This is a genomic window from Microbacterium aurantiacum (assembly GCF_031625015.1).
Taxonomy (GTDB): domain Bacteria; phylum Actinomycetota; class Actinomycetes; order Actinomycetales; family Microbacteriaceae; genus Microbacterium; species Microbacterium aurantiacum.
In genome coordinates this window covers 162,048-187,416 of sequence record NZ_JAHWXH010000002.1, presented here as the reverse complement: position 1 = coordinate 187,416, position 25,369 = coordinate 162,048, and the positions used below count along the sequence as shown (strand labels likewise).

General features: G+C 70.3%; 28 protein-coding genes. 10 read left to right on the top strand and 18 right to left on the bottom strand.

Annotation, left to right across the window (positions count from 1 at the left end; all coding sequences use genetic code 11):
• The first annotated feature begins 101 nt into the window (after positions 1–101).
• Positions 102–821: an exonuclease domain-containing protein gene (locus KZC50_RS10535; protein ID WP_301132389.1), complete on the top strand. Its 720-nt coding sequence runs from the start codon at positions 102–104 to the stop codon at positions 819–821.
• A gap of 57 nt (positions 822–878) precedes the next feature.
• Here the strand turns inward: KZC50_RS10535 and KZC50_RS10530 are convergent, their stop codons facing one another.
• The 3 genes from KZC50_RS10530 to glgA form a co-directional block, all read right to left on the bottom strand.
• Positions 879–1,130 carry a type B 50S ribosomal protein L31 gene (locus KZC50_RS10530; RefSeq protein ID WP_053547359.1) on the bottom strand — a complete coding sequence of 84 codons (252 nt, stop codon included), beginning with the start codon at positions 1,128–1,130 and terminating at the stop codon, positions 879–881.
• A 68-nt stretch (positions 1,131–1,198) separates the two neighbouring features.
• The gene (locus KZC50_RS10525) at positions 1,199–2,005 is read right to left on the bottom strand and encodes an ABC transporter ATP-binding protein (protein ID WP_236968472.1); all 807 of its coding nucleotides are present in this window, start codon (positions 2,003–2,005) and stop codon (positions 1,199–1,201) included.
• 10 nt (positions 2,006–2,015) lie between these two features.
• Entirely contained in the window at positions 2,016–3,209 is a 1,194-nt protein-coding gene (gene glgA, locus KZC50_RS10520; RefSeq protein ID WP_310891665.1) for a glycogen synthase, read from the bottom strand.
• 45 nt (positions 3,210–3,254) lie between these two features.
• Here glgA and glgC point away from each other — a divergent pair, with 45 nt between their 5' ends.
• Both glgC and serB read left to right on the top strand, forming a co-directional pair.
• Complete coding sequence (gene glgC / locus KZC50_RS10515; RefSeq protein WP_310891664.1) at positions 3,255–4,499, top strand: glucose-1-phosphate adenylyltransferase; 1,245 nt, start codon at positions 3,255–3,257, stop codon at positions 4,497–4,499.
• A gap of 35 nt (positions 4,500–4,534) precedes the next feature.
• Positions 4,535–5,179, top strand: coding sequence for a phosphoserine phosphatase SerB (gene serB, locus KZC50_RS10510; RefSeq protein WP_310891663.1), 645 nt, complete (start codon positions 4,535–4,537; stop codon positions 5,177–5,179).
• A gap of 21 nt (positions 5,180–5,200) precedes the next feature.
• Here the strand turns inward: serB and fabG are convergent, their stop codons facing one another.
• Positions 5,201–5,911: a 3-oxoacyl-ACP reductase FabG gene (gene fabG / locus KZC50_RS10505; protein ID WP_310891662.1), complete on the bottom strand. Its 711-nt coding sequence runs from the start codon at positions 5,909–5,911 to the stop codon at positions 5,201–5,203.
• Positions 5,912–6,021: 110 nt separating this feature from the next.
• On the opposite strand from fabG, the gene KZC50_RS10500 reads away from it, so the two are divergent.
• The 4 genes from KZC50_RS10500 (at position 6,022) to KZC50_RS10485 (ending at position 8,095) form a co-directional block, all read left to right on the top strand.
• Entirely contained in the window at positions 6,022–6,492 is a 471-nt protein-coding gene (locus KZC50_RS10500) for a DUF4190 domain-containing protein (protein ID WP_301132393.1), read from the top strand.
• Positions 6,493–6,558: 66 nt separating this feature from the next.
• A complete protein-coding gene (locus KZC50_RS10495; RefSeq protein ID WP_310891661.1) occupies positions 6,559–6,954 on the top strand; it encodes a DUF3099 domain-containing protein in 396 nt (131 codons plus the stop codon).
• Positions 6,951–7,178, top strand: a complete 228-nt coding sequence (locus tag KZC50_RS10490) for a hypothetical protein (protein WP_310891660.1) — start codon at positions 6,951–6,953, stop codon at positions 7,176–7,178. The genes KZC50_RS10495 and KZC50_RS10490 overlap by 4 nt, the downstream gene beginning before the upstream one ends.
• A complete protein-coding gene (locus KZC50_RS10485) occupies positions 7,175–8,095 on the top strand; it encodes an SURF1 family cytochrome oxidase biogenesis protein (RefSeq protein WP_310891659.1) in 921 nt (306 codons plus the stop codon). The genes KZC50_RS10490 and KZC50_RS10485 overlap by 4 nt, the downstream gene beginning before the upstream one ends.
• On the opposite strand, the gene KZC50_RS10480 is transcribed toward KZC50_RS10485, so the two are convergent.
• Complete coding sequence (locus KZC50_RS10480; protein WP_310891658.1) at positions 8,068–9,666, bottom strand: ABC-F family ATP-binding cassette domain-containing protein; 1,599 nt, start codon at positions 9,664–9,666, stop codon at positions 8,068–8,070. The two genes, KZC50_RS10485 and KZC50_RS10480, sit on opposite strands and share 28 nt — an antisense overlap.
• A gap of 193 nt (positions 9,667–9,859) precedes the next feature.
• Between KZC50_RS10480 and KZC50_RS10475 the strand changes: the two genes are divergently transcribed.
• Complete coding sequence (locus KZC50_RS10475; RefSeq protein WP_310891657.1) at positions 9,860–10,495, top strand: biotin transporter BioY; 636 nt, start codon at positions 9,860–9,862, stop codon at positions 10,493–10,495.
• Positions 10,496–10,564: 69 nt separating this feature from the next.
• On the opposite strand, the gene KZC50_RS10470 is transcribed toward KZC50_RS10475, so the two are convergent.
• From KZC50_RS10470 to sufB, 12 genes are all read right to left on the bottom strand, one after another.
• Positions 10,565–11,593, bottom strand: coding sequence for an ABC transporter substrate-binding protein (locus KZC50_RS10470; RefSeq protein ID WP_310891656.1), 1,029 nt, complete (start codon positions 11,591–11,593; stop codon positions 10,565–10,567).
• A 38-nt stretch (positions 11,594–11,631) separates the two neighbouring features.
• Positions 11,632–12,471: an ABC transporter ATP-binding protein gene (locus tag KZC50_RS10465; RefSeq protein ID WP_310891655.1), complete on the bottom strand. Its 840-nt coding sequence runs from the start codon at positions 12,469–12,471 to the stop codon at positions 11,632–11,634.
• Positions 12,468–13,481, bottom strand: coding sequence for a FecCD family ABC transporter permease (locus tag KZC50_RS10460; protein WP_301132400.1), 1,014 nt, complete (start codon positions 13,479–13,481; stop codon positions 12,468–12,470). The genes KZC50_RS10465 and KZC50_RS10460 overlap by 4 nt, the downstream gene beginning before the upstream one ends.
• Positions 13,478–14,500 (bottom strand): FecCD family ABC transporter permease, encoded by a 1,023-nt coding sequence (locus KZC50_RS10455; RefSeq protein ID WP_310891654.1) that lies wholly within the window; start codon positions 14,498–14,500, stop codon positions 13,478–13,480. Before KZC50_RS10455 ends, KZC50_RS10460 begins: the two co-directional genes overlap by 4 nt.
• Positions 14,497–15,426 (bottom strand): siderophore-interacting protein, encoded by a 930-nt coding sequence (locus tag KZC50_RS10450; RefSeq protein ID WP_310891653.1) that lies wholly within the window; start codon positions 15,424–15,426, stop codon positions 14,497–14,499. The genes KZC50_RS10455 and KZC50_RS10450 overlap by 4 nt, the downstream gene beginning before the upstream one ends.
• 55 nt (positions 15,427–15,481) lie before the next feature.
• Entirely contained in the window at positions 15,482–16,858 is a 1,377-nt protein-coding gene (locus KZC50_RS10445) for an MFS transporter (RefSeq protein ID WP_310891652.1), read from the bottom strand.
• The gene (locus KZC50_RS10440; RefSeq protein WP_310891651.1) at positions 16,855–18,015 is read right to left on the bottom strand and encodes a MalY/PatB family protein; all 1,161 of its coding nucleotides are present in this window, start codon (positions 18,013–18,015) and stop codon (positions 16,855–16,857) included. Before KZC50_RS10440 ends, KZC50_RS10445 begins: the two co-directional genes overlap by 4 nt.
• A gap of 84 nt (positions 18,016–18,099) precedes the next feature.
• The gene (locus KZC50_RS10435; protein ID WP_053547341.1) at positions 18,100–18,429 is read right to left on the bottom strand and encodes a metal-sulfur cluster assembly factor; all 330 of its coding nucleotides are present in this window, start codon (positions 18,427–18,429) and stop codon (positions 18,100–18,102) included.
• Between the two features lie 9 nt (positions 18,430–18,438).
• A complete protein-coding gene (gene sufC / locus KZC50_RS10430) occupies positions 18,439–19,233 on the bottom strand; it encodes a Fe-S cluster assembly ATPase SufC (RefSeq protein WP_053547340.1) in 795 nt (264 codons plus the stop codon).
• A gap of 14 nt (positions 19,234–19,247) precedes the next feature.
• Complete coding sequence (locus KZC50_RS10425; RefSeq protein WP_301132406.1) at positions 19,248–19,577, bottom strand: non-heme iron oxygenase ferredoxin subunit; 330 nt, start codon at positions 19,575–19,577, stop codon at positions 19,248–19,250.
• Positions 19,574–20,755, bottom strand: a complete 1,182-nt coding sequence (sufD, locus tag KZC50_RS10420) for a Fe-S cluster assembly protein SufD (protein ID WP_310891650.1) — start codon at positions 20,753–20,755, stop codon at positions 19,574–19,576. Before sufD ends, KZC50_RS10425 begins: the two co-directional genes overlap by 4 nt.
• The gene (gene sufB / locus KZC50_RS10415; RefSeq protein ID WP_053547495.1) at positions 20,755–22,173 is read right to left on the bottom strand and encodes a Fe-S cluster assembly protein SufB; all 1,419 of its coding nucleotides are present in this window, start codon (positions 22,171–22,173) and stop codon (positions 20,755–20,757) included. The genes sufD and sufB overlap by 1 nt, the downstream gene beginning before the upstream one ends.
• Before the next feature lie 240 nt (positions 22,174–22,413).
• Between sufB and KZC50_RS10410 the strand changes: the two genes are divergently transcribed.
• Together KZC50_RS10410 and KZC50_RS10405 are read left to right on the top strand one after the other, a co-directional pair.
• A complete protein-coding gene (locus KZC50_RS10410; protein ID WP_310891649.1) occupies positions 22,414–23,562 on the top strand; it encodes a COX15/CtaA family protein in 1,149 nt (382 codons plus the stop codon).
• A gap of 114 nt (positions 23,563–23,676) precedes the next feature.
• Positions 23,677–24,162: a tetraspanin family protein gene (locus tag KZC50_RS10405; RefSeq protein WP_310891648.1), complete on the top strand. Its 486-nt coding sequence runs from the start codon at positions 23,677–23,679 to the stop codon at positions 24,160–24,162.
• Between the two features lie 85 nt (positions 24,163–24,247).
• On the opposite strand, the gene KZC50_RS10400 is transcribed toward KZC50_RS10405, so the two are convergent.
• The gene (locus KZC50_RS10400; protein WP_310891647.1) at positions 24,248–25,180 is read right to left on the bottom strand and encodes a heme o synthase; all 933 of its coding nucleotides are present in this window, start codon (positions 25,178–25,180) and stop codon (positions 24,248–24,250) included.
• Between the last annotated feature and the right edge of the window lie 189 nt (positions 25,181–25,369).

Genomic DNA, 25,369 nt, shown 5'->3' with positions numbered 1-25,369 from the left:
ATCACGGATGCCGAGACGCCAGGGGCTCCGTCATCGTGCACATCTCCGTCATCCTGCGCGGCCTGCCGGCGGTGTCGGAGGACCGGCCTACCCTGAGCGCCATGGACTCGCAGCTCGCCCTGTTCGACGCCCCCGACTGGATGCGGGTCATCGGCGTGTTCGACCTCGAGACGACCGGGGTCGATGTCCGCTCCGATCGCATCGTGACAGCCCACGTCGGCGTCCTCGACGCCGACGGTCGCGTCCTGGAGGCTCGCGACTGGCTCGCCGACCCCGGCGTCCCGATCCCCGACGGCGCTGCCGCCATCCACGGGGTCACCACGGCGCGGGCGCGCGCGGACGGGCGACCGGCGCAGGAGGTCGTCGCCGAGGTGCTCGAGGCGCTCCGGGCGCTCTTCGCCGCGGGCATCCCCGTCGTCGCCTACAACGCGCCCTACGACTTCTCGCTTCTGAAGAACGAGGCGCTGCGGCACGGCCTCGTCCCGATCGACGCCCCGGCGCCGGTGATCGACCCACTCGTCGTCGACAAGACCTACGACCGCTGGCGGCGCGGGAAGCGCACGCTGTCGGCGGTGGCCGCGCACTACGCGGTGCGATTGGACGGAGCACACGAGGCGGCCGCAGACGCGACGGCTGCAGGGCGCGTCGCGCAGGCTCTTGCGGAGCGCTTCGCCCCCTGGCTGCCCACGACGGCGACCGAACTCCACACCCGTCAGATCGCGTGGGCACGTGCCCAGGCGGACAGCCTGACCGAGTACTTCATCTCGATCGGGCGACTCGACCCCGACGACCGCATCGACGGCAGCTGGCCCATCCGATGAATCGCCCCGGAATGAACGAAGACCCCGCCGGAGCGGGGTCTTCGTTCATCGCAGGGCTTACTTGGAACCGAAGTTCTTGAAGCGCTGGTTGAACTTCTCGACACGGCCGGCGGAGTCCATGATGCGCTGCTTGCCCGTGTAGAACGGGTGCGAGGCGGAGGAGATCTCGACGTCGATGACGGGGTACTCCACGCCGTCCAGCTCGATGGTCTTGTCGCTGGACACGGTCGAGCGCGTGAGGAAGGTGTCGCCCGAACCGAGGTCGCGGAACACGACGGCCTTGTAGTCGGGGTGGATGTCAGTCTTCATGATGATCCTTGCGGGAGGCTTCGAAAGTCTGCGGTGCGCGTGCACCAAGGGACGAGTCTATCAGGAGGTCAGGCGTTCGCCGAACCGGGGGCGCGCGAGGCGCGCGCGGCGAACCGCCCCTCCGCCTCGGTGAGGGTGATCGGCACCCCGAACGCCTCGGTGAGCGCCTCCGCCGTGAGGGTCTCGGCGATCGGTCCGGCCGCGACCGCGCGGCCCTCGGCGAGGAGCAGGACGTGCGTGAATCCGATGGGGATCTCCTCGACGTGGTGGGTGACCATCACCATCGCGGGCGTGCTCGGCGCCTGCGCGTACCCGCTCAGCAGCGCCAGGAGCTCTTCCCGCGCCCCGAGGTCGAGACTCGCGGTGGGCTCGTCGAGGAGGAGGAGTTCCGGGTCGGTCATGACGGCGCGGGCGATCTGCACGCGCTTCTGCTCGCCGTCGCTGAGCGTGCCGAACGTGCGGTCGGCCAGGTGATCGAGGTTCCACTCGGCCAGGACGCGGAGGGCGCGCCGCTCGTCGATGTCCTCGTAGTCCTCGCGCCACCGACCGACGACGGAGAACGCAGCCGTCAGGACGACGTCGAGCACCGTCTCCTCCGGCGGCACGCGCCGCGCCATCGCCGAGGAGGCGAAGCCGATCCGGGGGCGCAGCTCGAACACGTCCGTTCGGCCGAGCTGCTCGCCGAGGATCGACACTCGCCCCGAGGTGGGGTGCAGCAGCGTGTCGGCGAGCTGGAGGAGGGTCGTCTTCCCGGCGCCGTTCGGGCCGAGGATCACCCAGCGCTGGTCGTCTTCGACGGACCAGTCGAGGTGATCGACGATGTTGCGGGCGTTTCGGCGGACGACGACATCGGAGAACTCGAGCACCTGCGGCATGCCGCCCAGCCTATCTGCCGGTGGCGCGCAACTCGGTGTAGAGCGCCTCGGTCTGCGCGGCGATCGACGCCCAGCTGAAGTCCTGGCGCGCGCGGGCGCGTCCGGCCTCGCCGTAGGCGCGCGCACGCTCGGGGTCGCTCACCACCTCGGTGAGGACGCGGGCGAGGTCGGCGACGAACGCGTCGGGATCCGTGGGGGTTCCGGTGCCGTCCTGCACCTGATGGATCGGGACGATCCTGCCGGTGACGCCGTCGACGACCACCTCGGGAATGCCTCCGGTCCCCGTGCCGACGACCGCGGCCCCGCAGGCCATCGCCTCGAGGTTGACGATGCCGAGCGGCTCGTAGACCGAGGGGCAGACGAACGTCGTCGCGGCCGTGAGGATCGCGCACAGTTCGGGGCGCGGCAGGAGCCGGTCGATCCAGACGACGCCGTCCCGCGTGGCCTGAAGCCCGCGGACGAGGCCTTCGACCTCCGCGAGGATCTGCGGGGTGTCCGGGGCGCCGGCGCACAGCACCACCTGGACCTCCGGCGGGAGGGACTCGACGGCACGCAGGAGGTACGGCAGTCCCTTCTGCCGCGTGATGCGCCCGACGAAGACGACGGACGGGCGCGCGGGATCGATGCCGAGGCCGCGCAGGAGATCGGGATCCTCGACGGGATGCCAACTGTCGGTGTCGATGCCGTTGTAGATGACCCGCACCTTCGCGGGGTCCAGGGCCGGGTAGCTGCGGAGTATGTCCGCGCGCATCCCCTCGCTCACCGCCACCACCGCCGCCGCACCCTCGTACGCCGTCTTCTCGATGTAGCTCGACACCGCGTACCCGCCACCGAGCTGCTCCGCCTTCCAGGGCCGGAGCGGTTCGAGGCTGTGCGCGGTGACGACGTGCGGGATGCCGTGCAGGAGCGCCGCGAGGTGCCCCGCGAAGTTGGCGTACCACGTGTGGGAGTGGACGATGTCGGCACCGGCGACGTCTCCGACGATCTCGAGGTCAGTGCCGAGCGTCTGGAGCGCGGCGTTCGCGTCCCGAAGTCCCTCGGGCACGGGGTAGGAGGACGTGCCTGCCTCGTCGCGCGACGCTCCGAAGGCCCGGACGCGCACGTCCACGTCCGCGCGCAGCGCGCGGACGAGCTCGGTCACGTGGACTCCCGCTCCGCCGTAGATCTCGGGCGGGTATTCCTTCGTGATGATGTCGACGCGCATGATCGAACGCTAGTACACCGGCCCAACGCGCCATAGTGTGTTCCCATGCCTGCAGCGCCGAAGGTCTTCGCCATCATCCTCGCCGGCGGCGAGGGCAAGCGTCTGATGCCGCTCACGGCGGATCGCGCGAAGCCCGCCGTTCCGTTCGGGGGCCAATACAGACTCATCGACTTCGCCATCTCGAATCTCATCAACTCGGGTCTGCGGCAGGTCGTGGTCCTCACCCAATACAAGTCGCACAGCCTCGACCGCCACATCTCGCAGACGTGGCGGATGTCGGCGCTGCTGAACTCGTACGTCGCTTCGGTGCCCGCTCAGCAGCGCCTCGGCAAGCGGTGGTTCTCCGGCTCCGCCGACGCGATCCTGCAGAGCCTCAACCTCATCAACGACGAGCAGCCCGACATCGTCATCGTCATCGGCGCGGACCACGTCTACCGCATGGACTTCCAGCAGATGCTGGGTGCGCACATCGCGTCGGGAGCGAAGGCGACAGTCGCCGGCATCCGCCAGCCGATCTCCCTCGCGAACCAGTTCGGCGTCATCGACGTCGACGCCGACGATCCCACGCGCATCAACGACTTCCTGGAGAAGCCGCAGAATCCGACCGGGCTCGCCGACTCCCCGGGCGAAGTGCTGGCGTCGATGGGCAACTACATCTTCGACGCCGATGCGCTCATCGCCGCCGTCGAGAGCGACGGGGAGCTCCCCACCTCCAACCACGACATGGGCGGCGACATCGTGCCCTACTTCGTCTCGCGCGGCGAGGCGGGCGTGTACGACATGAAGCGCAACGAGGTGCCGGGGTCCACGGACCGCGATCGTTCCTACTGGCGGGACGTGGGGACGATCGAGTCCTTCTTCGATGCGCACATGGACCTGATCTCGACGCTCCCGGTGTTCAACCTCTACAACACCGAATGGCCCATCCACTCGCAGGCGGTGAACTCGCCGCCGGCGAAGTTCGTGCGGGACTCGGTCGGGCGGATCGGCAACGCCATCGACTCGATCGTCTCGCTCGGATCGGTGCTGTCCGGTACCCATCTGGAGCGCAGCGTGGTCGGTCCTTGGACGCTCGCCGACGGGGGGTCGACGATCACCGATTCGGTCCTGTTCGACCACGTGCGCGTGGGCGCGGGGGCGCGCATCCATCGCGCGATCCTCGACAAGAACGTCGTCCTCGGCGAGGGCGCCACCGTCGGCGTCGATCGCGAACGCGACCTCCAGCGCGGATTCACGGTGACGGAGACCGGCATCACCATCGTCGGCAAGGGCGTCCACGTCGATCGGTGACGGGCCGATGCGCCCGCGAACGATAGCCTCGAGGGATGCCTGACGCCCGCGCGCGACTCCTCGTGGTCCTGGATGCCGACTCCACCCTGATCCGCAACGAGGTGATCGAACTCCTCGCGGACGAGGCGGGTCGCGGTGACGAGGTCGCCGCCGCGACCGAGGCCGCGATGCGCGGAGAAGTGGACTTCGCCACCAGCCTCCGCTCCCGCGTCGCGGCGTTGCGGGGCGTGCCCGTCTCGGCGTTCGCCCGCGTCCGTTCACGGGTCGAACCCACCCCGGGTGTCCGGGAGCTGATCGCCGCCGTGCACGCGCGCGACGGCGTCGTCGGCGTCGTGTCCGGGGGCTTCCACGAGATCCTCGACCATGTCGCACCCGATCTCGGCGTCGATCGCTGGCGGGCGAACCGACTCGGCGAGAGCGACGGCGTCCTCGACGGAACGGTCACCGGCGAGATCGTCGATGCCACGGCGAAGGCCCGCACCCTCTCGGGCTGGGCGGACGACCTCGGCGTCCCCTACGGGCGGACCATCGCCATCGGCGACGGCGCGAACGACCTGGAGATGATGGGAGTCGCGGCGCTCGGTCTCGCCTTCAACGCCAAGCCGACCGTCCGGACGCACGCGGACCTCGTCATCGGTCCGGTCGACCTGCGCGAGGTCATCCCGCTCCTGCCCCGGTGACCGGCGCAGGCGAGTCGGGCGTCAGTGCCCCATGCCGAGACCGCCGTCGACCGGGATGACCGCACCACTGATGTAGGCGGCGTCGTCGGAGGCGATCCACGCCACGACCCCCGCCACCTCATCGGAGGTGGCGAAGCGACCGGCGGGGATGTTCTTCTTGTACTCGGCCTGCGTCGCGTCGGGGAGTTCGGCGGTCATGTCCGTCTCGATGAATCCCGGCGCGACGACGTTCGCCGTGATCCCACGGCCGCCCAACTCACGGGTGAGGGAGCGCGCGAATCCCACGAGGGCGCTCTTGGATGCCGCGTAGTTCACCTGACCGGCCGAGCCGTAGAGCCCCACGACGCTGGAGATGAGCACGACCCGGCCCCACCGCGCACGGAGCATGTTCTTGGACGCGCGCTTGACGACCCGGAAGGCACCGCCGAGGTTCGTGGCCACCACGCTGTCGAAGTCGTCCTCGGTCATCCGCATCAGCAAGGTGTCCTTGGTGATCCCCGCGTTGGCGACGACGATCTCGACCGGGCCGAGGGCTGCCTCGACCTCGGAGAACGCGGCATCCACCGAGGCGGCGTCGGTGACATCCGCACGGACCGTCAGCGTGCCTTCCGGCCCTTCGCCGGAGCGCGTGGTGACGGCGACCCGATATCCGAGGCGCACGAAGCGCTCCGCGATGGCACGGCCGATGCCGCGGTTTCCACCGGTGACGAGGACGACGCGGTCAGTGGACATGCACACTCCTGGAGCAGGTTGCGGGGGAACCGCCCCAGCCTAGCGTCGGGCGGTTTGACACGCCCACCCGCCGCTGGAACGCTGGAGTCACACTCGACGAAAGGCTGACCGTGAGCGACAACTCCCCGGGCTCGAACCCCGACGCTGAAGGATCGGCACCGACCCCTCCGCCCGCTCCCGGCTACGCGCCGCCGCCGGCATACGCCTCTCCGGCGGGCGCCGCGCCGAGTTACCCCGCCCCCTCCGGCTACGCCGCACCCGCCTACCCGCAGGGAGCCTCCGGTCTCCAGGGGTACGGCTACCCGTCGGCGCCGAAGACGAACACGCTTGCGATCGTCTCGCTGGTGTCCTCCCTCGCGGCCCTCGTCATTCTCCCCTTCATCGGTTCGCTCGTCGGTGTGATCACCGGCCACATGTCGCTGTCGCAGATCAAGCGCACCGGCGAGAACGGGCGCGGCCTCGCTCTGGCCGGCACGATCGTCGGTTGGGTGGGCCTCGGCTTCATCGTCCTCGGCCTCCTCCTCTTCCTGCTCATTCTGCTTCCCGCGATCCTGGTCAGCGGCTCCACCTCCTACAGCTGAGCGCGCGCAGAACAGACGTGCGCATCCGGAGCCGCACCCACCCCACGGGCGTACCCTGGTACCACCGTGAGAAACCGTCGCCACGCCCCCTCCACCACGTCCCTGCCGCGATCGCCGCGGGACGCGGCGGACGCGCGGTCGACGCGGTATCTCATCATGATGGCGGCGCGCATCCTGTGCTTCATCCTGATGGTCGTCATCACGCCGTACGGCTGGTACACGTGGATCCTGGGTGCGGCCGCGGTTCTCCTGCCGTACTTCGCGGTGGTCGACGCCAACGTCGACGACAAGCCGCTGACAGAGGCGCGGGTGGATCCCGAGCGGGCGCTTCCGGTGTCCGCCTCCGAGCGGCCGGTTCGCGCGGAGGAGCCTCTCGTGATCCGGGTCGAGGAGACGCCGGGCACGACCGCGGTCTTCCGCATGGAGGAGAATCCGCCGTCCGAGCAGCCCCCGCGCCCGTGACCGCTCCGGCGCGCGCCGAATGTTCCCGAGCGGGATGCCGCGCCGCGGCACGATGGCGGATCGACTGGCGCAATCCTCGCATCCACGGCGTCGACCGGACGAAGACGTGGGTCGCCTGCGACGAGCATCGCGACTATCTGCGCGACTTCCTCACGGCCCGCGACTTCCCCGTCTCGGTCTCGTCGCTCGGCGCGGCCGACGCGACGGAGCGGAGGATGTCGTGAGCGGCGACCGCGGAGTGAGTATGCAGTCGCTCCCCCGCGCCGGCCGGTGGAGCATCTACATCGGCTTGGCCGTCGTCTTCGCGATCGCCTGCGTCTGGCTCTCGAACTGGCAGTTCTCCCGCAACGACGACCGGGCGGCGCAACTCGCACTGGTCGAGCAGAACTACGACGCCGCTCCGGTCGCCGTGGAGGAGGTCATCCCCGTCGGCGACGGGCTCTCCCCCGCCGACGAGTGGCGACCGGTGGTGTTGCGAGGCGAGTATCTCGCGGCCGAGCAGATCACCGTCCGGAATCGCCCGCATGGCGGAACTTCGGCCTTCGAGGTCCTCGCGCCCTTCCGTCTCTCGGACGGCCGCGTCGTGATCGTGGACCGGGGCTGGGTGCCTCCCGCCGAGGAAGGCACGGGGCCGGCGGTCGTGCCCGATCCACCGCTCGGCGAGTCCACCGTCATCGTGCGCCTGCGCCCGGAGGAGGCCGCGCCGACATCCGGACGATCCGCGCCCGAGGGGCAAGTCCCGACGATCAACGTCGACCTCATCGGGGGCGAGCTCTCCCCCGCGACGGCGGACGCGCTCATCGGGGGTGTGTACGGCATCCTCGTCTCGGAGACCCCCGCGGTGGCGGACACCCCCGCGACGCTCCCCTCTCCGTCGCAAGACCCCGGGCCGCACCTGTCGTATGCGATCCAGTGGATCCTCTTCGCCCTGATGGGCTTCATCTTCATCGGATATGTGATCCGCACCGAGCGTCGCCACCGCCTCGAGGATGAACAGGATGCCGGAGACGACGCCGCGGCACCGTCTCCGCGCCGACGCCGTCGACGCGATCGCGACGCCGATGACGAAGACGCCCTCCTCGACGCGGACCGCGCGCGGCCCACGCGCGACGCTCAGGCCAGCGAGATGAGCTCGGCGTAGTCGCGACCCCAGATGTCCTCGACCCCGTCGGGGAGGATGAGGACGCGCTCGGGGTTCAGTGCCTCGACCGCGCCCTCATCGTGGGAGACGAGGACGACCGCGCCCTCGTAGTGCGCAAGCGCGCCGAGGATCTCCTCGCGGGAAGCCGGGTCCAAGTTGTTGGTGGGCTCGTCGAGGAGGAGCATGTTCGCCGACGAGACCACGAGCGTGGCGAGGGAGAGTCGCGTCTTCTCGCCGCCGGAGAGCACCCCGGCCGGCTTCAGCACGTCGTCGCCGGTGAAGAGGAAAGACCCCAGCACCTTGCGGGCTTCGGTCGCCGTGATGTCCGGAGCGGCGGACATCATGTTGTCCAGCACCGAGCGGGAGACGTCGAGGTTCTCGTGCTCCTGGGCGTAGTAGCCGATCTTCAGACCGTGCCCCGGTTCGAGCTGGCCGGTGTCGGGCTGATCGACCCCGGCCAGGATGCGCAACAGCGTGGTCTTGCCCGCACCGTTGAGTCCGAGGATCACGACCCGCGACCCGCGATCGATCGCGAGGTCCACATCGGTGAAGATCTCGAGCGACCCGTAGGACTTCGACAGTCCGGAGGCCATCAGCGGGGTCTTGCCGCAGGGCGCGGGCTTCGGGAACCGCAGCTTCGCGACCCGGTCCTCCTGGCGGACCTCCTCGAGACCGGACAGGAGCTTCTCCGCGCGCGCGACCATCTGGTGGGCCGCGGCGGCCTTGGAGGCCTTCGCACCGAAGCGCGCAGCCTGCTGCTGCAGGGCGGTGGCCTTCTTCTCGACGTTCGCCCGTTCCTTCTTGCGGCGCTCCTCGTCGGCCACCCGCTGGCGCAGGTAGTTCTTCCAGTTCATGTTGTAGACGTCGATGACCTGTCGGTTGGCGTCGAGGTAGAACACGCGGTTCACGGTCTCGCCGACGAGCTCGACGTCGTGGGAGATGACGATGAGTCCGCCCTTGTACCCCTTCAGGAACTCCCGCAGCCACACGACGCTGTCGGCGTCGAGGTGGTTGGTGGGCTCGTCGAGGATCATCGTCTGGGCATCCGAGAACAGGATGCGGGCGAGCTCGATGCGACGCCGCTGCCCGCCCGACAGCGTCTTGAGCGGCTGGTCGAGGATGCGGTCCGGCAGCGAGAGGTTGTGCGCGATGGAGGCCGCTTCCGCCTCGGCGGCGTACCCGCCCTGCGCCTCGAAACGCTCGGTGAGCGATCCGTAGCGCTTCATCGCCTTGGCCGCGACGGCGGGGTCGTCATCGCCCATGGCGAGGGACGCCTCGTGCATTCCGAGCGCGAGCGTGCCGAGGCCACGCGCGTCGAGGATCCTCGTGCGCGCGAGCATCTCCGGATCCCCTGAGCGCGGGTCCTGCGGGAGGTAGCCCATCTCGCCGATGCGGTCGACCGATCCGCCGGCGGGGAGGAGGTCGCCGGCGAGAACCTTCGTCAACGTGGTCTTGCCGGCGCCGTTGCGGCCGACCAGTCCGATCTTGTCGCCCCCGGAGACGCGGAAGGACACGTCCGACATGAGCACACGGGCGCCCACGCGGATCTCGAGTTCGTGCACGGCGAGCACAGCGGAGGTCCGTTCGATCGAGGGTGGAGGATGGCCGACGGCCAGCCGCCCAGTCTACCGCCTGACCGCCCATACAAAGATTCCCTCGTTCCTCCGTCAGAACCCGACAGAGTCGCCGGGGCGCGTCGCCCTAGAGTGAGACGCGGGATGCCGCCACCGGCGCGGCGCCCTCCCCTGACGCCGAAGGAGACCCATGTCCTCGCTCGCCGCCCCGCACCGCCGACGCGTCCTCGCCGATGCTCTCGGTCGTCCCGCAACCCGTTCCCGCGCCTTCGCCGTGGATGCCGCCCTGGTCCTGTCCGGCGTGGCGCTCGTCGCGCTCCTCGCGAAGGTGTCCTTCTTCATCGGACCGATCCCGATCACCGGCCAGACGCTCGGCGTCATCGTCGTCGGCGCCGCCCTCGGCGCCCGTCGCGGCGCCGCGGCGTTGACGTCCTACCTCCTGGTCGGCCTCGCGGGACTTCCCGTCTTCGCCGGCCCGGTCGCCGGCCCGGCCTACGTCCTGTCGCCGTCCTTCGGGTTCATCGTCGGGTTCATTCCGGCCGCTTTCCTGGCCGGGTGGTTCGCCGAGCGCGCTTGGGACCGGAAGCCCTGGCTGGCGTTCGTGGGCTTCGTCGCGGCCAGCGTCGTCCCCTTCCTGGTCGGCGTCCCCTACATGGCGCTGATCCTCGGCACCGTGCTCGGCCAGCAGGTCACCGCGGCCTCCGTCCTCGCTGCGGGGGTCGTGCCCTTCATCCTGCCGGGCCTGATCAAGGCCGCCGCCGCGGCCGTCCTCGTGCCCCTCGCCTGGGTGGGCGTCCGCGCGGTCGACCGACGTCGCGACGCGTGATCGTCTGACGATACGAGGAGAGCCCCCGACCGTGCGGTCGGGGGCTCTCCTCGTATTGGACGGAGCCGGTCAGCCCTGCGCGACCGCCGTCGCCGCGGCGAGCTTCTCCGTCAGCGTGGGAAGGATCCACGGGAGGGTGAGCGGCGTGGGGGTGAGCGCGGAGATCTCCTCGACGCCGACCAGGCCGGCCACCGCACCCTGCGCCACCGCGGGCATGAGCTGCGCGGTGGACGAGCCGAGGAAGCCCTCGAACGCCTCCTCGCTGTCCACGAAGGTCAGCACGACCTCGGAATCCACCTGGTCGAGGTTCTCCGGGCTCACCGTGGTGTAGAACGTCGACTCACCTGTGTCGAGATCGGTGACGCTCGGCGGCGTGACGAAGCCGAGGTCCTCGAGGATCTCCACACGCGGGTCGGCGGGCAGGTACAGGTACCAGGTCCCCGCGGAATCGCTCGGCACCGAGATCGAGACGCCTTCGAACTCGGGGTGCGCGGCGGCGGCCGCGGCGACCTCCGCGTCGAGTGACTCCAGCACCTCGTCGGCCTCGGCCTCGAGCCCGAGCGCCTCCCCCGTGATGGTCACCACGTCGCGCCACGGCGTCGTCCACGGTGCCTCGGGGTACGCGACGACCGGGATCCCCGCTCCGGTCACCGCGTCGAACTCCTCCTGAGTGAGCCCGGAGTACGGGGCGATCAGAACGTCGGGGTCGGCGGCGAGCAGCTCCTCGACCTGGAGTTCGTACGCGGAGTTGTCCAGGATCACGGGAGTCTCGGCATCCATCTCCTCGAGCGCGTCCTCGATCCACGGGGAGATCCGGGACTCGCCGCCGGAGTAGTCGTCCGAGGGGATGGCGACGGGCACGACGCCGAGGGCGAGCACCGCGTCCGTGGCACCCCACCCCCAGGTCGCGACCCGCTCCGGGGCGGACTCCAGGACGGCGTCGCCGAGCGCGGAGGGGATCGTCAGCGGGAAGGCGGCGCTGTCGCCGGCGGCGGGCGCGGTGGCGTCGGACTCCTCGGCGGCGGACGCGCAGCCGGCGAGGGAGAGCGCCAGCGAGGTGGCGGCGGCGAGGGCGAGGACCGGGCGCAAGCGGGTCATCGGGTTTCCTTTCTGATGGTGATCCGCGGGTGCCGGGATCAGGCGGGGTCGGCGGTGACGTGCGCACCGCCGGGCACGGGGACGACGAGCGGAGTCGCCGTGAGCGGGTCGGGGATCACGAGGGCTTCGAGCGCGAACGCCTCGGCCACGACCTTCGCGGTGAGGACATCGACGGGCGCACCCTGCGCGATGAGCCGTCCTCCCGCGAGGACCACGAGCTCGTCGGCGTAGCGGGCCGCCAGGTTGAGGTCGTGGAGGACGGCGACGATGGTCGTACCGCGGGTGGTGTTCAGCTCGCGCAGGAGGTCGAGGACCTCGATCTGGTGGCTGAGGTCGAGGAACGTCGTCGGCTCGTCCAGCAGCAGGATGCTCGGGTCCTGGGCCAGCGCCATGGCGATCCAGACGCGCTGCCGCTGGCCTCCGGACAGGTCGCCGACCGGACGTGCCGCGAGCTCCGCGGTGCCGGTGCGCTGCAGTGCGTCATCGACGACAGCCGAGTCCTCCGCGCTCCAGCGACGGAACAGTCCCCGATGCGGATGCCGCCCCCGCGACACCAGCTCGGCGACCGTGATCCCCTCGGGAGCGATCGGATGCTGGGGCAGGAGGCCCACGGCGCGCGCGTACGACGCACGCGGGATCCGAGCCACGTCCTCTCCGTCCAACTCCACCGCGCCGGACAACGGCGCCCGCAGGCGTGCGAGAGCTCCGAGCAGCGTGGACTTGCCGCACGCGTTGGCGCCGATGATCATCGTGATCCGGCCCGGGGCCAGATCCAGATCCAACCCGTCGATGACCGTGCGCCCCGGATAGCCGGCGCGCAGCGCACGCGCGGTCAGCCGTCGCGCCTCGACGCGGGTGGTGCGGGCGGATGTCGTCATAGTGCGCGTCCCTTCGACGTCGCGAGCAACCACAGCAGGAACACGGCGCCGAACGCCCCGGTGACCACACCTACCGGCATCGACACGTTCGGGAGCGCGTACTGCGCGACGAGATCCGACAGCGCCAGCAGCGCCGCGCCGACCAGCGCACTCGGCGCGAGGGCGACCGACCCGTGACCGGTGAGGGGCCGGGCGATCGCGGGCGCGCACAGCGCCACGAACGAGATGGGGCCCGCGAAGGCGCACGTCACCGCCGTCAGGATGACCGCGACGACGACGCCGGCGGTGCGGACCCGCCCCGAGTGCTCGCCGAGACCCGTCGCCGTCTGCTCGCCGAGCATCAGGACAGGAAGGCGACGCGCCAGCGGAAGGAGCAGGGGCAGCACGAGCAGCCACACCGCGGCGAGGACGATGACCTGCCACCACGGCGTGCTGGCGAGGCTGCCGGTGAGCCAGACGAGCGCCGCCTGCGTCTGCTGCAGCTGCGCGCGGGTCATGAGGAAGCCGACGAGGGCCGCGCAGAAGAAGGACACCCCGATCCCGGCGAGGATGAGGCGGTACCCCGCGGCGCGCCCCCGCGCCACGGCGAGGAGGAGAGCGGATGCCGCGAGCCCGCCGACGAGGGCGAAGGCGGCGAGCACGGGCCCTGTCAGTCCGAGGACGAGGAGGCAGAACACCGCGGCGAGCGTGCTCCCGCCGGAGATCCCCAGCAGATCGGGACTCGCGAGCGGATTGCGCAACAGGGCTTGGAGCAGGGCACCGGCCACTCCGAGGGCCGCCCCGACCAGCAGCGCCATGGTCAGCCGCGGCAGGCGGGACTGCAGGACGACGTACTGCTCCACCGGCTCGCCGCCGCCGAACAGGACGGCGAGCACCTGTCCGGGGCCGAGCGGATAGTCGCCGATCATGAGCGCCGCCGCGGCTGCGACGACCGTGAGCGCACCGAGAGAGACGAGCACGACGCCCCAGCGACGCCGGGCGAGGCGCCGGACGTCCGCGACGGCGATCACAGCGACACCCTCTCTCCGCGCACGACCAGCGCGATGAGTACCGGCGCGCCGATGATCGCCAGGACGACGCCGGCCTGGACTTCGCCGGGGGGCGCCGCGACACGGCCGAGGACGTCGGCGACGAGCAGCAGCGTCGCCCCCACCGGCATCCCGATCCACAGCAGCGCCGCGTAGCCGGCGCCGACGAGGAAGCGGAGGAGGTGAGGCACGACGAGTCCGAGGAAGACGAGCGGGCCGGCGATGGCCGTCGCACCCCCGGCGAGGAGGACCGCCGCGAGGATGCCGATCGCGCGCGTGCGCGGAACACTGTGTCCGAGGCCGGTCGCCGTCTGCTCGCCGAGCGCGAGGAGGTCGAGGCCTCGCGCGGAGGCCAGAGCGAGGACGGTGCCCACCGCGAGAGGGACCACGACCAGCGCGACCGTGTCCAGGCCCCGGGCGGTGAGGGCGCCCACCGACCAGTAGCGGTACACGTCGAGGGCCGCGGACTGCGTGGTGAGGATGAGCAGCGTGATCGAGGTGAGTCCGGCGGTGACCGCGGCCCCCGTGAGGGCCAGCTTGGCCGGCGACGCGGCATCCGGTCCGCGGGAGCCGATGACGGCCACGAAGACCGCTGCGACGGCCGCGCCGGCGAACGCGAACCAGACGAAACCCGCGGGCTGACGGATCCCCGCGAACGTGATGGCCGCGAGGACGCCGACGGATGCCCCGGCGTTGACGCCGAGGAGTCCCGGGTCGGCGAAGGGGTTCCGCGTCAGACCCTGCATGGTCGTGCCCGCGAGCGCCAGCGCGGCACCCGCGAGGAGGCCGATGAGGGTGCGGGGCACGCGCTGGGTGAGGACCACGACGTGGTCATTGAGGCTCGGGTCGTAGGCGAGGAGCGCGTCGACGACGACGGCGGGCGCGATCGGCCGCGCGCCGACGGCGAGGCTCAGGACGACGGCGGCCAGCGTCAGCGCCGCCGCGACGACGGCGGTGACGGCGATGCGACGTTGCCCCGCCGACCGCGGGGCGCGGGTCATCCCGTGCGCTCTGACTGTCCGAGGCGCCAGTAGCCCATGAAGGCGACGCGCTTGCGGTCCACGCCGCACTCCGACACCAGCAGACGACGCGCGGTCTTGACCATCGCGGCCTCGCCGGCGATCCAGGCGTAGAACTCGCCTTCGCCGTCGAGCGGGGAGTCCCACAGGAGCTCCGCGTCGACGTCGACATCGGCGAGCGCCTGCGGTCGGGGCGCGGAGGCGCGGGCGAGCAGATCGGACGATTCCCCCGTCCATGCCCGGAGCGCGACGAGAAGGCCGGATCCGTGCTCTGCCCCGTCCCGCGCGATCCAGTGGACGCGCGTACCCGCGCCGACGACGAGGTCCTGCGCGTCCGCCGCGGTCGGCACCTCCAGGAAGGCCTCGGCCGTGCATCCCGCGGGAAGCGCCTCGAGGATGCCGCTGATCGCGGGCACCGCCGTCTCGTCACCGGCAAGCAGCACGCGCCTCGCCGTCCCGGGGTGCCAGTCGAGGCCCGCGCGCGAGTGCGGGCTGCGCTCGTCGGGCCCGACGACGATCAGGGGGTCGCCGACCGTGGCGACGCCGACCCATGCCCCGGCCGGGCCAGGGTCCTCGTGGACGACGAAGTCGATCTCCAGGACCCGCCGGACCGGGTCGATCCGCCGGACGGTGTACGTCCGGAACGGGTTCCGCGACGCGTCGGGGAGTGCGCGCCACCGGTCGTACCAGTCGCCGGCGCCCTCGTCCTGGCCGACGTCGGCGAAGGCGCCGCGCGAGTCGGGGAAGAGGATCTTCACGCGCTGGTCGAGCCCCGCGGTCCCGAAGTGCTCCAGGTCGTCGCCCGTGAGCCGCACGCGCGCGAAATGCGGCGAGAGCCGTTGGACTCCGGCGACCTGCAGGATGTACGGGCGGTACGCGGGTCGGACCTCGGTAGCGATGGCGGGCACGAAGTAAGGGTAGCCTCACCTTCCCCGAATGGCCAAACGCGCGGTAACGCCCTGCTCACGTCGGCACGGTCGTCGCGCGCACCTCCGCTCCATGTCCGAGACGGAGTCCGGGCACCAGAGCCGCGAGGGCCACGATCGTCCCGAGCGCGAAGACCCAGGTGAAGGCGAGGATGCCGCCACCGAGGCCCGTGTAGACGAGTCCCATCACGGCGATGGTGGTCGCCGCGCCGACGGCGTCCGAGATGGAGAGGGCGGCGGAGTTGAAGCCCTGGTTCTGCGTCGTCGAGTAGGCCAGGGTGAGAACCGTCAGGCGCGGGTACATCAGCCCCATCCCGGCACCCGAGAGCCCCCATCCGGCGATGAGGATCCCCGGATGGGCGTGCGTCACCGCGACCAGGCCGACGATCGCCATCGACGAGGCCAGGAACGCGACTCCGATGAGGGTGATGCGCCGGTTCCCCAGCCGATCGCCCACGCGCCCCTGCACCTCGGCGGCCGCCGCCCAGGCCAGCGCCGCCGCGGTCAGCCCGAGCCCCGCCCAGGTCGCGCTGAAGCCGTACTCGTCGATGAGCAGATAGGGCACGTAGATCTCGGCGCCGAAGAGAGCGCCGGCGATGACGCCGCGCATGAGGATGACGCTGGGCAGGCCCCGGCGCGCGCGGAGGGCACCCGACGGCAGGAGCGGCCGGACCGTCACCGCGATCGCGACCACCGCCACGACGATGATCGGGATCCGCGCAGGACCCGCCTCGCCCGCGAGGCTCAGGGCCACGGCGGAGACCGCCAGCGCCGTGGCCCACGCCAGTCGGCGTCCCACGTCGGTCGCACCGCGCTCGGGCGCGTCCAACGGGAGCCCGCGGAGTCGTGCGACGACGACGGCGAAGGCCGACAGCGTCAGCGCCGCCACGCCCAGGAACACCCAGCGCCAGTGGAAGAACTCGGCGACGGCGCCGGCGAGCAGCGGACCGACCAGCGAGGGGATCACCCAGGCCGCCGAGAACGCCGCGAACACCCGCCCGTGCACCATCGCCGGGTACACGCGAGCCACCACGACGTACAGCGACACCGTCTGCCCACCCGTCCCGAGCCCCTGGATGAGACGGCCGATCACCACCCACTCCATGCTCGCGGCCGCGCCGGCGACGACGAGACCGAGGACGAAGAGCAGCACCGAGGTGGACAGCGGAGCCAGCACTCCCCCGCGGTCGCACCAGGCACCGGCGGCGACCATGCCGATCACGCTCGTGGCGACCGTGGCCGAGAAGGCCACGGCGTACAGCGCCTCGCCGTCGAGATCGGCACTGACCAGGGGCATGACGGTCGTGACGGCCAACGCCTGCGTCGCGGCCAGGAAGATCATCGCGACCGCTCCGAGGGTGACCCAGAGGTACTCCCCGCTCCAGATACCGGTGGAACGGGAAGAGGAGCTCATCGCCTCGCCAGTGTACCCACCCTCTCGACGGCCTCGGCGAGGATCTCGGGCGCGCATCCGATGTTGATGCGCACGTGTCCGCGCCCCTCGGCCCCGAACAGCGGCCCGTGGTGGAGCGCCACACGCGCATCGCGGCGGATCCGGGTCGCGGGATTGTCGCCCCAGCCGTAGGCGGAGACGTCGACCCACGCCAGATACCCGGCGTCGGGTTCGAGGTACCGCGCATCCGGAAGGTGCGCCGCCAGGAGATCGGTCAGCAGTCGACGTTGGTCGTCCAGCGCCACGAGCAGAGAGTCGAGCCACGGGTCACTCTCGGGCGACATCGCCGCGACACCGGCCAGGGCCCCGAAAAGACCCGTGCGCCAGCCGACCTCCGGGGGCAGCGCGCGCAGCAGGGAACGCTGCTGTTCCGCGCCGCCGATCATCAGCGCGCACTTGAGGCCCGCGAGGTTGAAGGTCTTGCTCGCGCTGGTCACGCAGTAGCCGACGGATGCCGCCTCCTCCGAGACGGAGAGGAAAGGCGTGAACCGCGCCGGTGCGTGAGTGAGCGGCGCGTGGATCTCATCGCTGATGACGACCGCACCGTGGCGGGCCGCGAGCGAGGCCAGCGCGGCCAGATCGTCGCGGGAATGGGCGGTCCCGGTGGGGTTCTGGGGATTGCACAGGAGCACGGCGCGCGCGCCCCCATCGAGCGCGCGGCCGACACCCTCGAGATCGATCCGCCATCCGCGGTCCGACACCGCGAGCGGAACGCGCTCGGCGACGCCTCCCGCCTCCTCCACACAGTCGTAGAAGGGCGGGTAGACCGGCGGCATCACCACGACCCGCTCCCCCGGCGCGATGACACGGCGGAGGATCTCCACGACCCCCATCATCACGTCGCAGGTCGACGAGACGGATGCCGGGTCCACGGACCATCCGAAGCGGCGTCGGGCGAACCCCGAGAACGCGACGCCCAGCCCCGGATCAGGCGGGGTGTACCCGGTGTCGCCGAGCAGCACCGCACGCGTGAGGGCGTCGGTGATCGCGGGCGCGAGCGGATAGTCGGTCTCGGCGACGAAGAGCGGCAGGACATCCTCGGGGTAGCTGCGCCATTTCGTGCTCGCGCGCTCCCGCAACCGGTCGAGGGGAAGGGCCTGCAGCGGGACGACGCTCATGACCCGAGCCTAGGACGCAGGCCGGCGGCCTGCGCGCTCGGGCGTCACGGGACGAAACGACGCGCGGGCCGAAGCGGTCGGTCGTCAGATCGCGAAGCCGAGGGCGCGCATCATGTCGCGTCCGTCGTCGGTGATCCGCTCGGGGCCCCACGGCGGCATCCACACCCAGTTGATGCGGAAGCGATCCACGACGTTGTCGAGAGACTGCGCGGTCTGCTCCTCGAGGACATCGGTGAGCGGGCAGCCGGCCGATGTCAGCGTCATGTGAATGACCAGGGCGTCGTTCTCGTCGTCCCAGCCGAGGTCGTAGATGAGCCCCAGATCGACGACGTTGATCCCCAGTTCGGGGTCCATGACGTCCTTCAGGGCCTCGGTGACCTCGTCGAACTTCTCGGGCGAGAGGGTTGCGGTCATGTAACGATCCTACGCGCCGGCCGCGGCGGGCGCGTCGGCGGGCTCGGAATCACCGGTCGGGAGGTAGCGGTCGTAGCCCTCGGCCTCCAGGCGATCGGCCAGTTCCGGGCCGCCCTCTTCCGCAATGCGACCGGCGACCATGACGTGGACGTGGTCGGGACGGATGTAGCGGAGGATCCGGGTGTAGTGCGTGATCAGGAGCACACCGAGGTCGGTGGCCTCCTTGGCGCGGTTGACCCCCTCGGAGACGACCTTGAGCGCGTCCACGTCAAGACCCGAGTCGGTCTCGTCGAGGACGGCGATGCGCGGCTTCAGCAGCTCGAGCTGCAGGATCTCGTGCCGCTTCTTCTCGCCGCCGGAGAAGCCCTCGTTGACGTTGCGCTGGGCGAACTTCGGATCCATGCGCAGGTCCTTCATCGCGCCCTTGACGTCCTTGGTCCAGGTACGGATCGAGGGCGCCTCGCCGTCGACGGCGGTCTTAGCGGTGCGGAGGAAGTTCGTCACCGTGACACCCGGGATCTCGACGGGATACTGCATGGCCAGGAACAGACCCGCACGGGCGCGCTCGTCGACCGACATCTCCAGGACGTCCTCCCCGTCGAGCGTGATGGAGCCGCTCGTGACGGTGTACTTCGGGTGCCCGGCGATCGTGTACGCCAGGGTGGACTTGCCCGAGCCGTTGGGGCCCATGATGGCGTGCGTCTGACCGGTGCTGATCGTCAGGGTGACCCCGTTGAGGATCGGCGTGGTTCCGGCATCCGTCTCCACGGTCACGTGGAGATCGCGGATCTCGAGAACAGACATAGTGGCTACCTTCTTCAGTCGACTGCTTTGGTCACGGCGGGATCGATGAGCACATCGTCGCCGTCGATCGTGACCTCGTAAACGGGGACCGGCTCGTACGCCGGCAGATTCAGGGGGCGCCCGGTGCGGAGCGAGAACGCCGAGCCGTGAGCCCAGCACTCCAGTGTCTCGCCCTCGACGAAACCGTCCGAGAGGGAGATGTCGCCGTGGGTGCAGGTGTCGCCGATGGCGTGGACGACTCCTTCACCGTCGAGGACCACGGCCATCGGCACGCCGTCGACCTCGACCCGCACCGCGGTGTCCTGCTCGAGGTCGCTGAGATTCAGCACCTTCTGCGCGCTCATGCCCGCTCCTCCACGGCCAGCTCTGCCTCGATCGCGGCCATCAGCTCTTCTTCCAGCGACGGGATGCCGGTCTTCTGGACGATCTCGGCGAGGAAGCCGAGCACGACGAGGCGACGGGCCTCTTCTTCGGAGATGCCGCGGGCCTGCAGGTAGAACAGCTGCTCGTCGTCGAAGCGCCCCGTGGCGCTGGCGTGTCCGGCGCCGACGATGTCGCCGGTCTCGATCTCGAGGTTCGGGATCGAGTCCGCCCGCGCCCCGTCGGTCAGGACGAGGTTCCGGTTCGCCTCGTAGGAGTCGGTGCCGACGGCGTCGCGACCGATCAGGACATCGCCGATCCACACCGTGTGCGCACTTGTGCCCTGGAGCGCCCCCTTGTACAGGACGTCGCCGACGGTGTGAGGCCCCTTGTGATGGAGGTACACCTGACTCTCGAGGTGCTGCTCTGCGTCCGCGAACGACAGTCCGTACAGGCGTCCGTCCGCGCCGGCACCGGCGAGCTCCACCGAGGGGTTCACGCGCACGAGCGCCCCACCGAGGCTCACGACCGTGTGTCGGAGCGTCGCGTCACGATCGACGCGTGCCTGGTGCGACGCGGCGTGCACGGCGTCGTCGGCCCACTGCTGGACCGAGACCACGTCGAGAGCGGCCCCGTCGCGGACGATGATCTCGACGTTCTGGGCCAACGTCGCCGACCCGCGGTGACGCAGGAGGACCGTGGCGCGCGAATGCGGCAGCGCCTCCAGGACGATGTGCGCGTGCGCGCGACCGCCCTGACCTTCGATGTCGAGGACGATAGGCGTGTCGATCACCGTGTCGGCGGGGATGCGCACGAGGTGCGCGATCCGCTCCTGCGACCAGGCCACGGCGGCGACGCGATCCTCGGGCCGGAAGACCTCCCCGCGCGGCGCCTGGCCGACCTCGAGTGCGGCGCTCTCGACACCGTCGGGGAGCGTGGCACCGACGCGCACGGCGCCCTCTTCGCCCGCGACATCGTCGAAGAGCGCTTCGAGAAGACGGATCGGAGTGTGCTTCCAGTTGACTTCGCGCCCGGTCGGGACGCCGAAGTCCTCCGGTGCGAACGATGTCAGCCGCTCGGAGCGGGTCTGCACCGGCACGAACGCGGCGGCAGGGTCGATGTGGCCCTCCGCCGCGGCGGGGGCCTGGGTCGCTGTCGTCATCAGCCGACGGATCCTTCCATGCCCATCTCGATGAGCTTGTTGAGTTCGAGGGCGTACTCCATCGGCAACTCGCGTGCGATGGGCTCGATGAAGCCGCGCACGATCATCGCCATCGCCTCGTCCTCGGGGAGTCCCCGGCTCATGAGGTAGAAGAGCTGCTCCTCGCTGACCTTCGAGACCGTGGCCTCGTGTCCCAGCTGCACGTCGTCGACGCGGATGTCGATCGCGGGGTAGGTGTCCGAGCGCGAGATCGTGTCGACCAGGAGCGCATCGCACCGCACCGTGTTGGCGCTGTGGTGCGCATTCGCGTCGACGCGGACCTCGCCGCGGTAGCCGGCGCGGCCACCGCCGCGGGCGATGGACTTCGACACGATCGAGGACTGCGTGTAGGGCGCCATGTGGATCATCTTGGCGCCGGCATCCTGGTGCTGGCCGGGACCGGCGAAGGCGACCGACAGGGTCTCGCCCTTGGCGTGCTCGCCCATGAGGAAGATCGACGGATACTTCATCGTCACCTTGGAGCCGATGTTGCCGTCGACCCACTCCATCGTCGCGCCTTCGTGGGCGACGGCGCGCTTGGTGACGAGGTTGTAGACGTTGTTCGACCAGTTCTGGATGGTCGTGTACCGCACGCGCGCGTTCTTCTTCACGATGATCTCGACGACCGCCGAGTGCAGGGAGTCCGACTTGTAGATCGGCGCGGTGCAGCCCTCGATGTAGTGGACGTAGGACCCCTCGTCGGCGATGATCAGCGTCCGCTCGAACTGACCCATGTTCTCGGTGTTGATGCGGAAGTACGCCTGAAGGGGGATGTCCACGTGCACGCCGGGCGGCACGTACACGAAGGACCCGCCCGACCACACGGCGGTGTTCAACGCCGCGAACTTGTTGTCGCCCGCGGGGATCACCGTTCCGAAGTACTCCTCGAAGAACTCCGGGTGCTCGCGGAGCGCCGTGTCGGTGTCCATGAAGATGACGCCCTGCGCTTCGAGGTCCTCGCGAATCTGGTGATAGACGACCTCCGACTCGTACTGCGCGGCGACACCGGCCACGAGGCGCTGACGCTCGGCCTCGGGGATGCCGAGCCGCTCGTAGGTGTTCTTGATGTCCTCGGGCAGGTCTTCCCAGGTCTGGGCCTGCTTCTCCGTGGACCGCACGAAGTACTTGATGTTGTCGAAGTCGATGGCGGAGAGGTCGGCCCCCCACGTCGGCATCGGCTTGCGGCCGAATAGCTGATAGCCCTTGAGCCGGGTCTTCAGCATCCATTCGGGTTCGGACTTCAACGCGGAGATCCCGCGGACCACGTCCTCGTTGATTCCTCGCTGAGCCACCGCGCCGGCCGCGTCGGTGTCGTGCCAGCCGAATTCGTAGACCCCCAGGCCGTCAAGCTCTGGGCGGTCGATCAGCACATCAGACATCGTCTCGTTCTCCTCCGGGTCTGGCGGTGTCATCCGCTCCGGCCCCCCTGATCCACCGGTGGAGTTACCGGCGGGGAAAGCCGCTGGGTGGACCCTCTCCTGGCGTCGGAATCGGCGCCTAAACTGTTCGGAAGGGGTTGCGCCCGACGGCGCGCGACCGAACCCCTCGATTCTACAGGTTCCGCCTTCCCTCCGGCCCGCGTCGGATGCCCGGCGGCATCCGACCCAGGAGGTCCTCCCATGTCCGCGCCCGCGACCGTCACTCCTCGTCCGCGTCGACTGCCGGGGCGGATCGGCGGTCCTCTGCGCGTTTTCGCATGGTTGTCGTTCCTCGCCGAAGTCCTCATCATCGGCACCGGCGGGGCCGTCCGGCTGACCGGCTCCGGGCTCGGATGCCCCACGTGGCCTCGGTGCACGGCCGATTCGATCGTCCCCACCCCGGAGATGGGGATCCACGGCGTCATCGAGTTCGGGAACCGGACGCTCACCGGTCTCGTGGGCATCCTGGCGCTCGCCGTCGTGATCGGAATCATCGTCCGCACCGGCGGGCGCCGGGCGCTGCCGCCGACCCTGTGGTTCGCGCTCGGCGGAATCGTGGGGGCCGGTGCCGCCGTCGCACTCGGCATCGCCCTGGACATCCCGGCCGGCCCTCTCGCGAACGGTATCCTCCTCGTCGCGGTCATCGCGGCCGCCGTGCGCTCCGTTCGGACCACCCCGACACGTCGAGACCTCGTGGTGCTCGCCTGGCTCGTCCTGATCGGAGTGGTCGCGCAGGCCCTCGTCGGCGGCATCACGGTCCTTACGGGACTGAACCCCTTCATCGTCGGCTTCCACTACGTCGTGTCGGTGGGTCTGGTCTGCATCACCGCCGCTTTCCTCGTCAGGATGAACCGCCCCGACCTGCCCCGCGTCTCCGCGGTGGCGCCGTGGCTGCGATGGACGGCTCGCGGCGCGGTCGCCGCCCTCGTCGTCACGATCGTCTTCGGCATCCTCACCACCGGCGCCGGCCCTCACTCCGGCGACCCGAATGCCGGCCGCAGCGGATTCGACGCGGAGCTCCTGGAGCACATTCACGCGTGGCCCAGCTACGTCCTCTTCGCCCTGACGGTCGCTTTCGTGATCGGCGCGTGGCGTCAGCGCGACCGGACTCCGCTCCTCGCGGGCTGGAGTATCACCCTGTTGGCGGCGGAACTGGTGCAGATCGCCGTCGGACTGTTCCAGGCTAGAAACGGTCTGCCGATCCTCGCCGTGGGCATCCACATGGTGCTCGCCGCACTCACGGCGGCCGCCATGACGGCGGTCGTGCTGCACCTCTCTCGTCCCATGTCCGGCCACGGGGACGTCGACGCGCGTGCCGCGGAGAACGATCGGGCCGACGTCCACGCCTGAACCGTCGCCGCCCCTCACAGCCGATTCATCGACGACGCACACGAACGGTGGAAGGGCGTCCTCCACACTAAACGTCGCCGTGATCCCCTCACGGCCCGATCAGGAGGATGACGCATGACCACCAGACCCCCGCTCGCCCGCAGCATCCCCTTCTGGGTGCTCCTCGTCGGATCGGTCGCGACCACGGCCGTCGGCGCGTGGCTGGTCTCCGACCGGCTCGGCGTCATGACCGCCACCCTGAACGACGGCACCGCGACCGGCGTCGAGGTCTACGTCGGACAGTCCGTCGCGGTCCTCGGCGCCATCCTCATCGGCGCCGGCGTGATCGGCATCCTGCTGGCTCTCGCCGTCGCCGCCGCCGCGTCGCTCCGCCCGCACGCCGGCGTCGCGGCACCGCCCGCCTACGTCGCACCGGCCACCGCGACGCCCACCGTCCTCGCGGACGTCACCGACGAGCCGGTGACGCCGGCCCCCTCCGCGGATGCCGCCGAACTCGACGACGACGCCGCACGCGACGGAGTCGCTCCGGGCGCGGCGGACGCCGGCGAGGCGCCCACCGCGGAAGACGTCGATCTGGAGAAGGCCTCCACGTCGCGCTGACGCGTGGCACCTCCACGCAGTGAACAAGGAAGGGCCGGGCATCCGAATGGATGGCCGGCCCTTCCTCACATCCTGCGTGAGGTGGTCACCAGGGAAGCAGCGGGTCCACGGCGATCGCGACGAACAACAGGGTCAAGTAGGTGATCGACGCGTGGAAGACGCGCATGGGGCGCGGCTCCGTCCCTCGGACCGCGCGCGTGTAGAGACGGTGGGACTCGTAGATGAACCATCCGCCGAACACGAGGGCGGAGACCGTGTAGACGACACCCATGCCGGCGACGGGGATGAGCAGCAGCGAACACGCGACGGTCGCCCAGGCGTACAGGATGACCTGCAGGCCCACCTGCGATCCGGCCCGGGTCGCTCCGAGCATGGGCACCTGGACCTCTTCGTACTGGTCCTTGTACTTCATCGACAGCGGCCAGTAGTGCGGCGGGGTCCAGAGGAAGACGAGGGCGAAGAGGATGACCGGCGGCCACGCGAGCGAACCTGTGACCGCGCTCCAGCCGATCACGACCGGGAAGCACCCGGCGATCCCGCCCCAGACGATGTTCTGCTCGGTGCGGCGCTTCAGGATCATCGTGTAGATCACGACGTAGAAGAAGATCGCTCCCGCGGACAGCGCCGCTGCGAGCGCGTTCGTCGTCGCCCAGAGCCACACCGTCGAGAAGACCGCGAGCGACCACGCGAAGATCAGAGCGCCGCGGGGCGACACCTCGCCCGTGACGAGCGGACGGTTGACGGTCCGCTGCATGTGGGCGTCGATGTCGCGATCGAGGTACATGTTGAACGCCGCCGCGGAGCCGGCGCTCGCCGTCCCGCCGATGACCGTCGCCAGGACGAGCCAGATGTTCGGCAGCCCGCCCTGGGCCAGGATCATCACCGGCACCGTCGTCACCAGCAGCAGCTCGAGCACGCGGGGCTTCATCAGAGCCACGTACGCGCGCACCGTGCGACCGAAAGAGGGGCGCGTGGCGCGGACCGTGGCGTCCGTCCCGACCGTCGACGTGATGTCCATCTCCCCCGCAATCACCGCAAGTCAAATCCTCCCAAGTCTATGGCATGCCGCCACGGCGACCGGCGGCTGCGATCGTCATACGAGGGCACGCATGACGGGCGGCGCATACCCCTTCGCTATGCTGAGGACCACACGCGCGCCCAGCGCCGAATCCTCCATCTCCTCACGGAAATGTTCTCGGGGATCGAC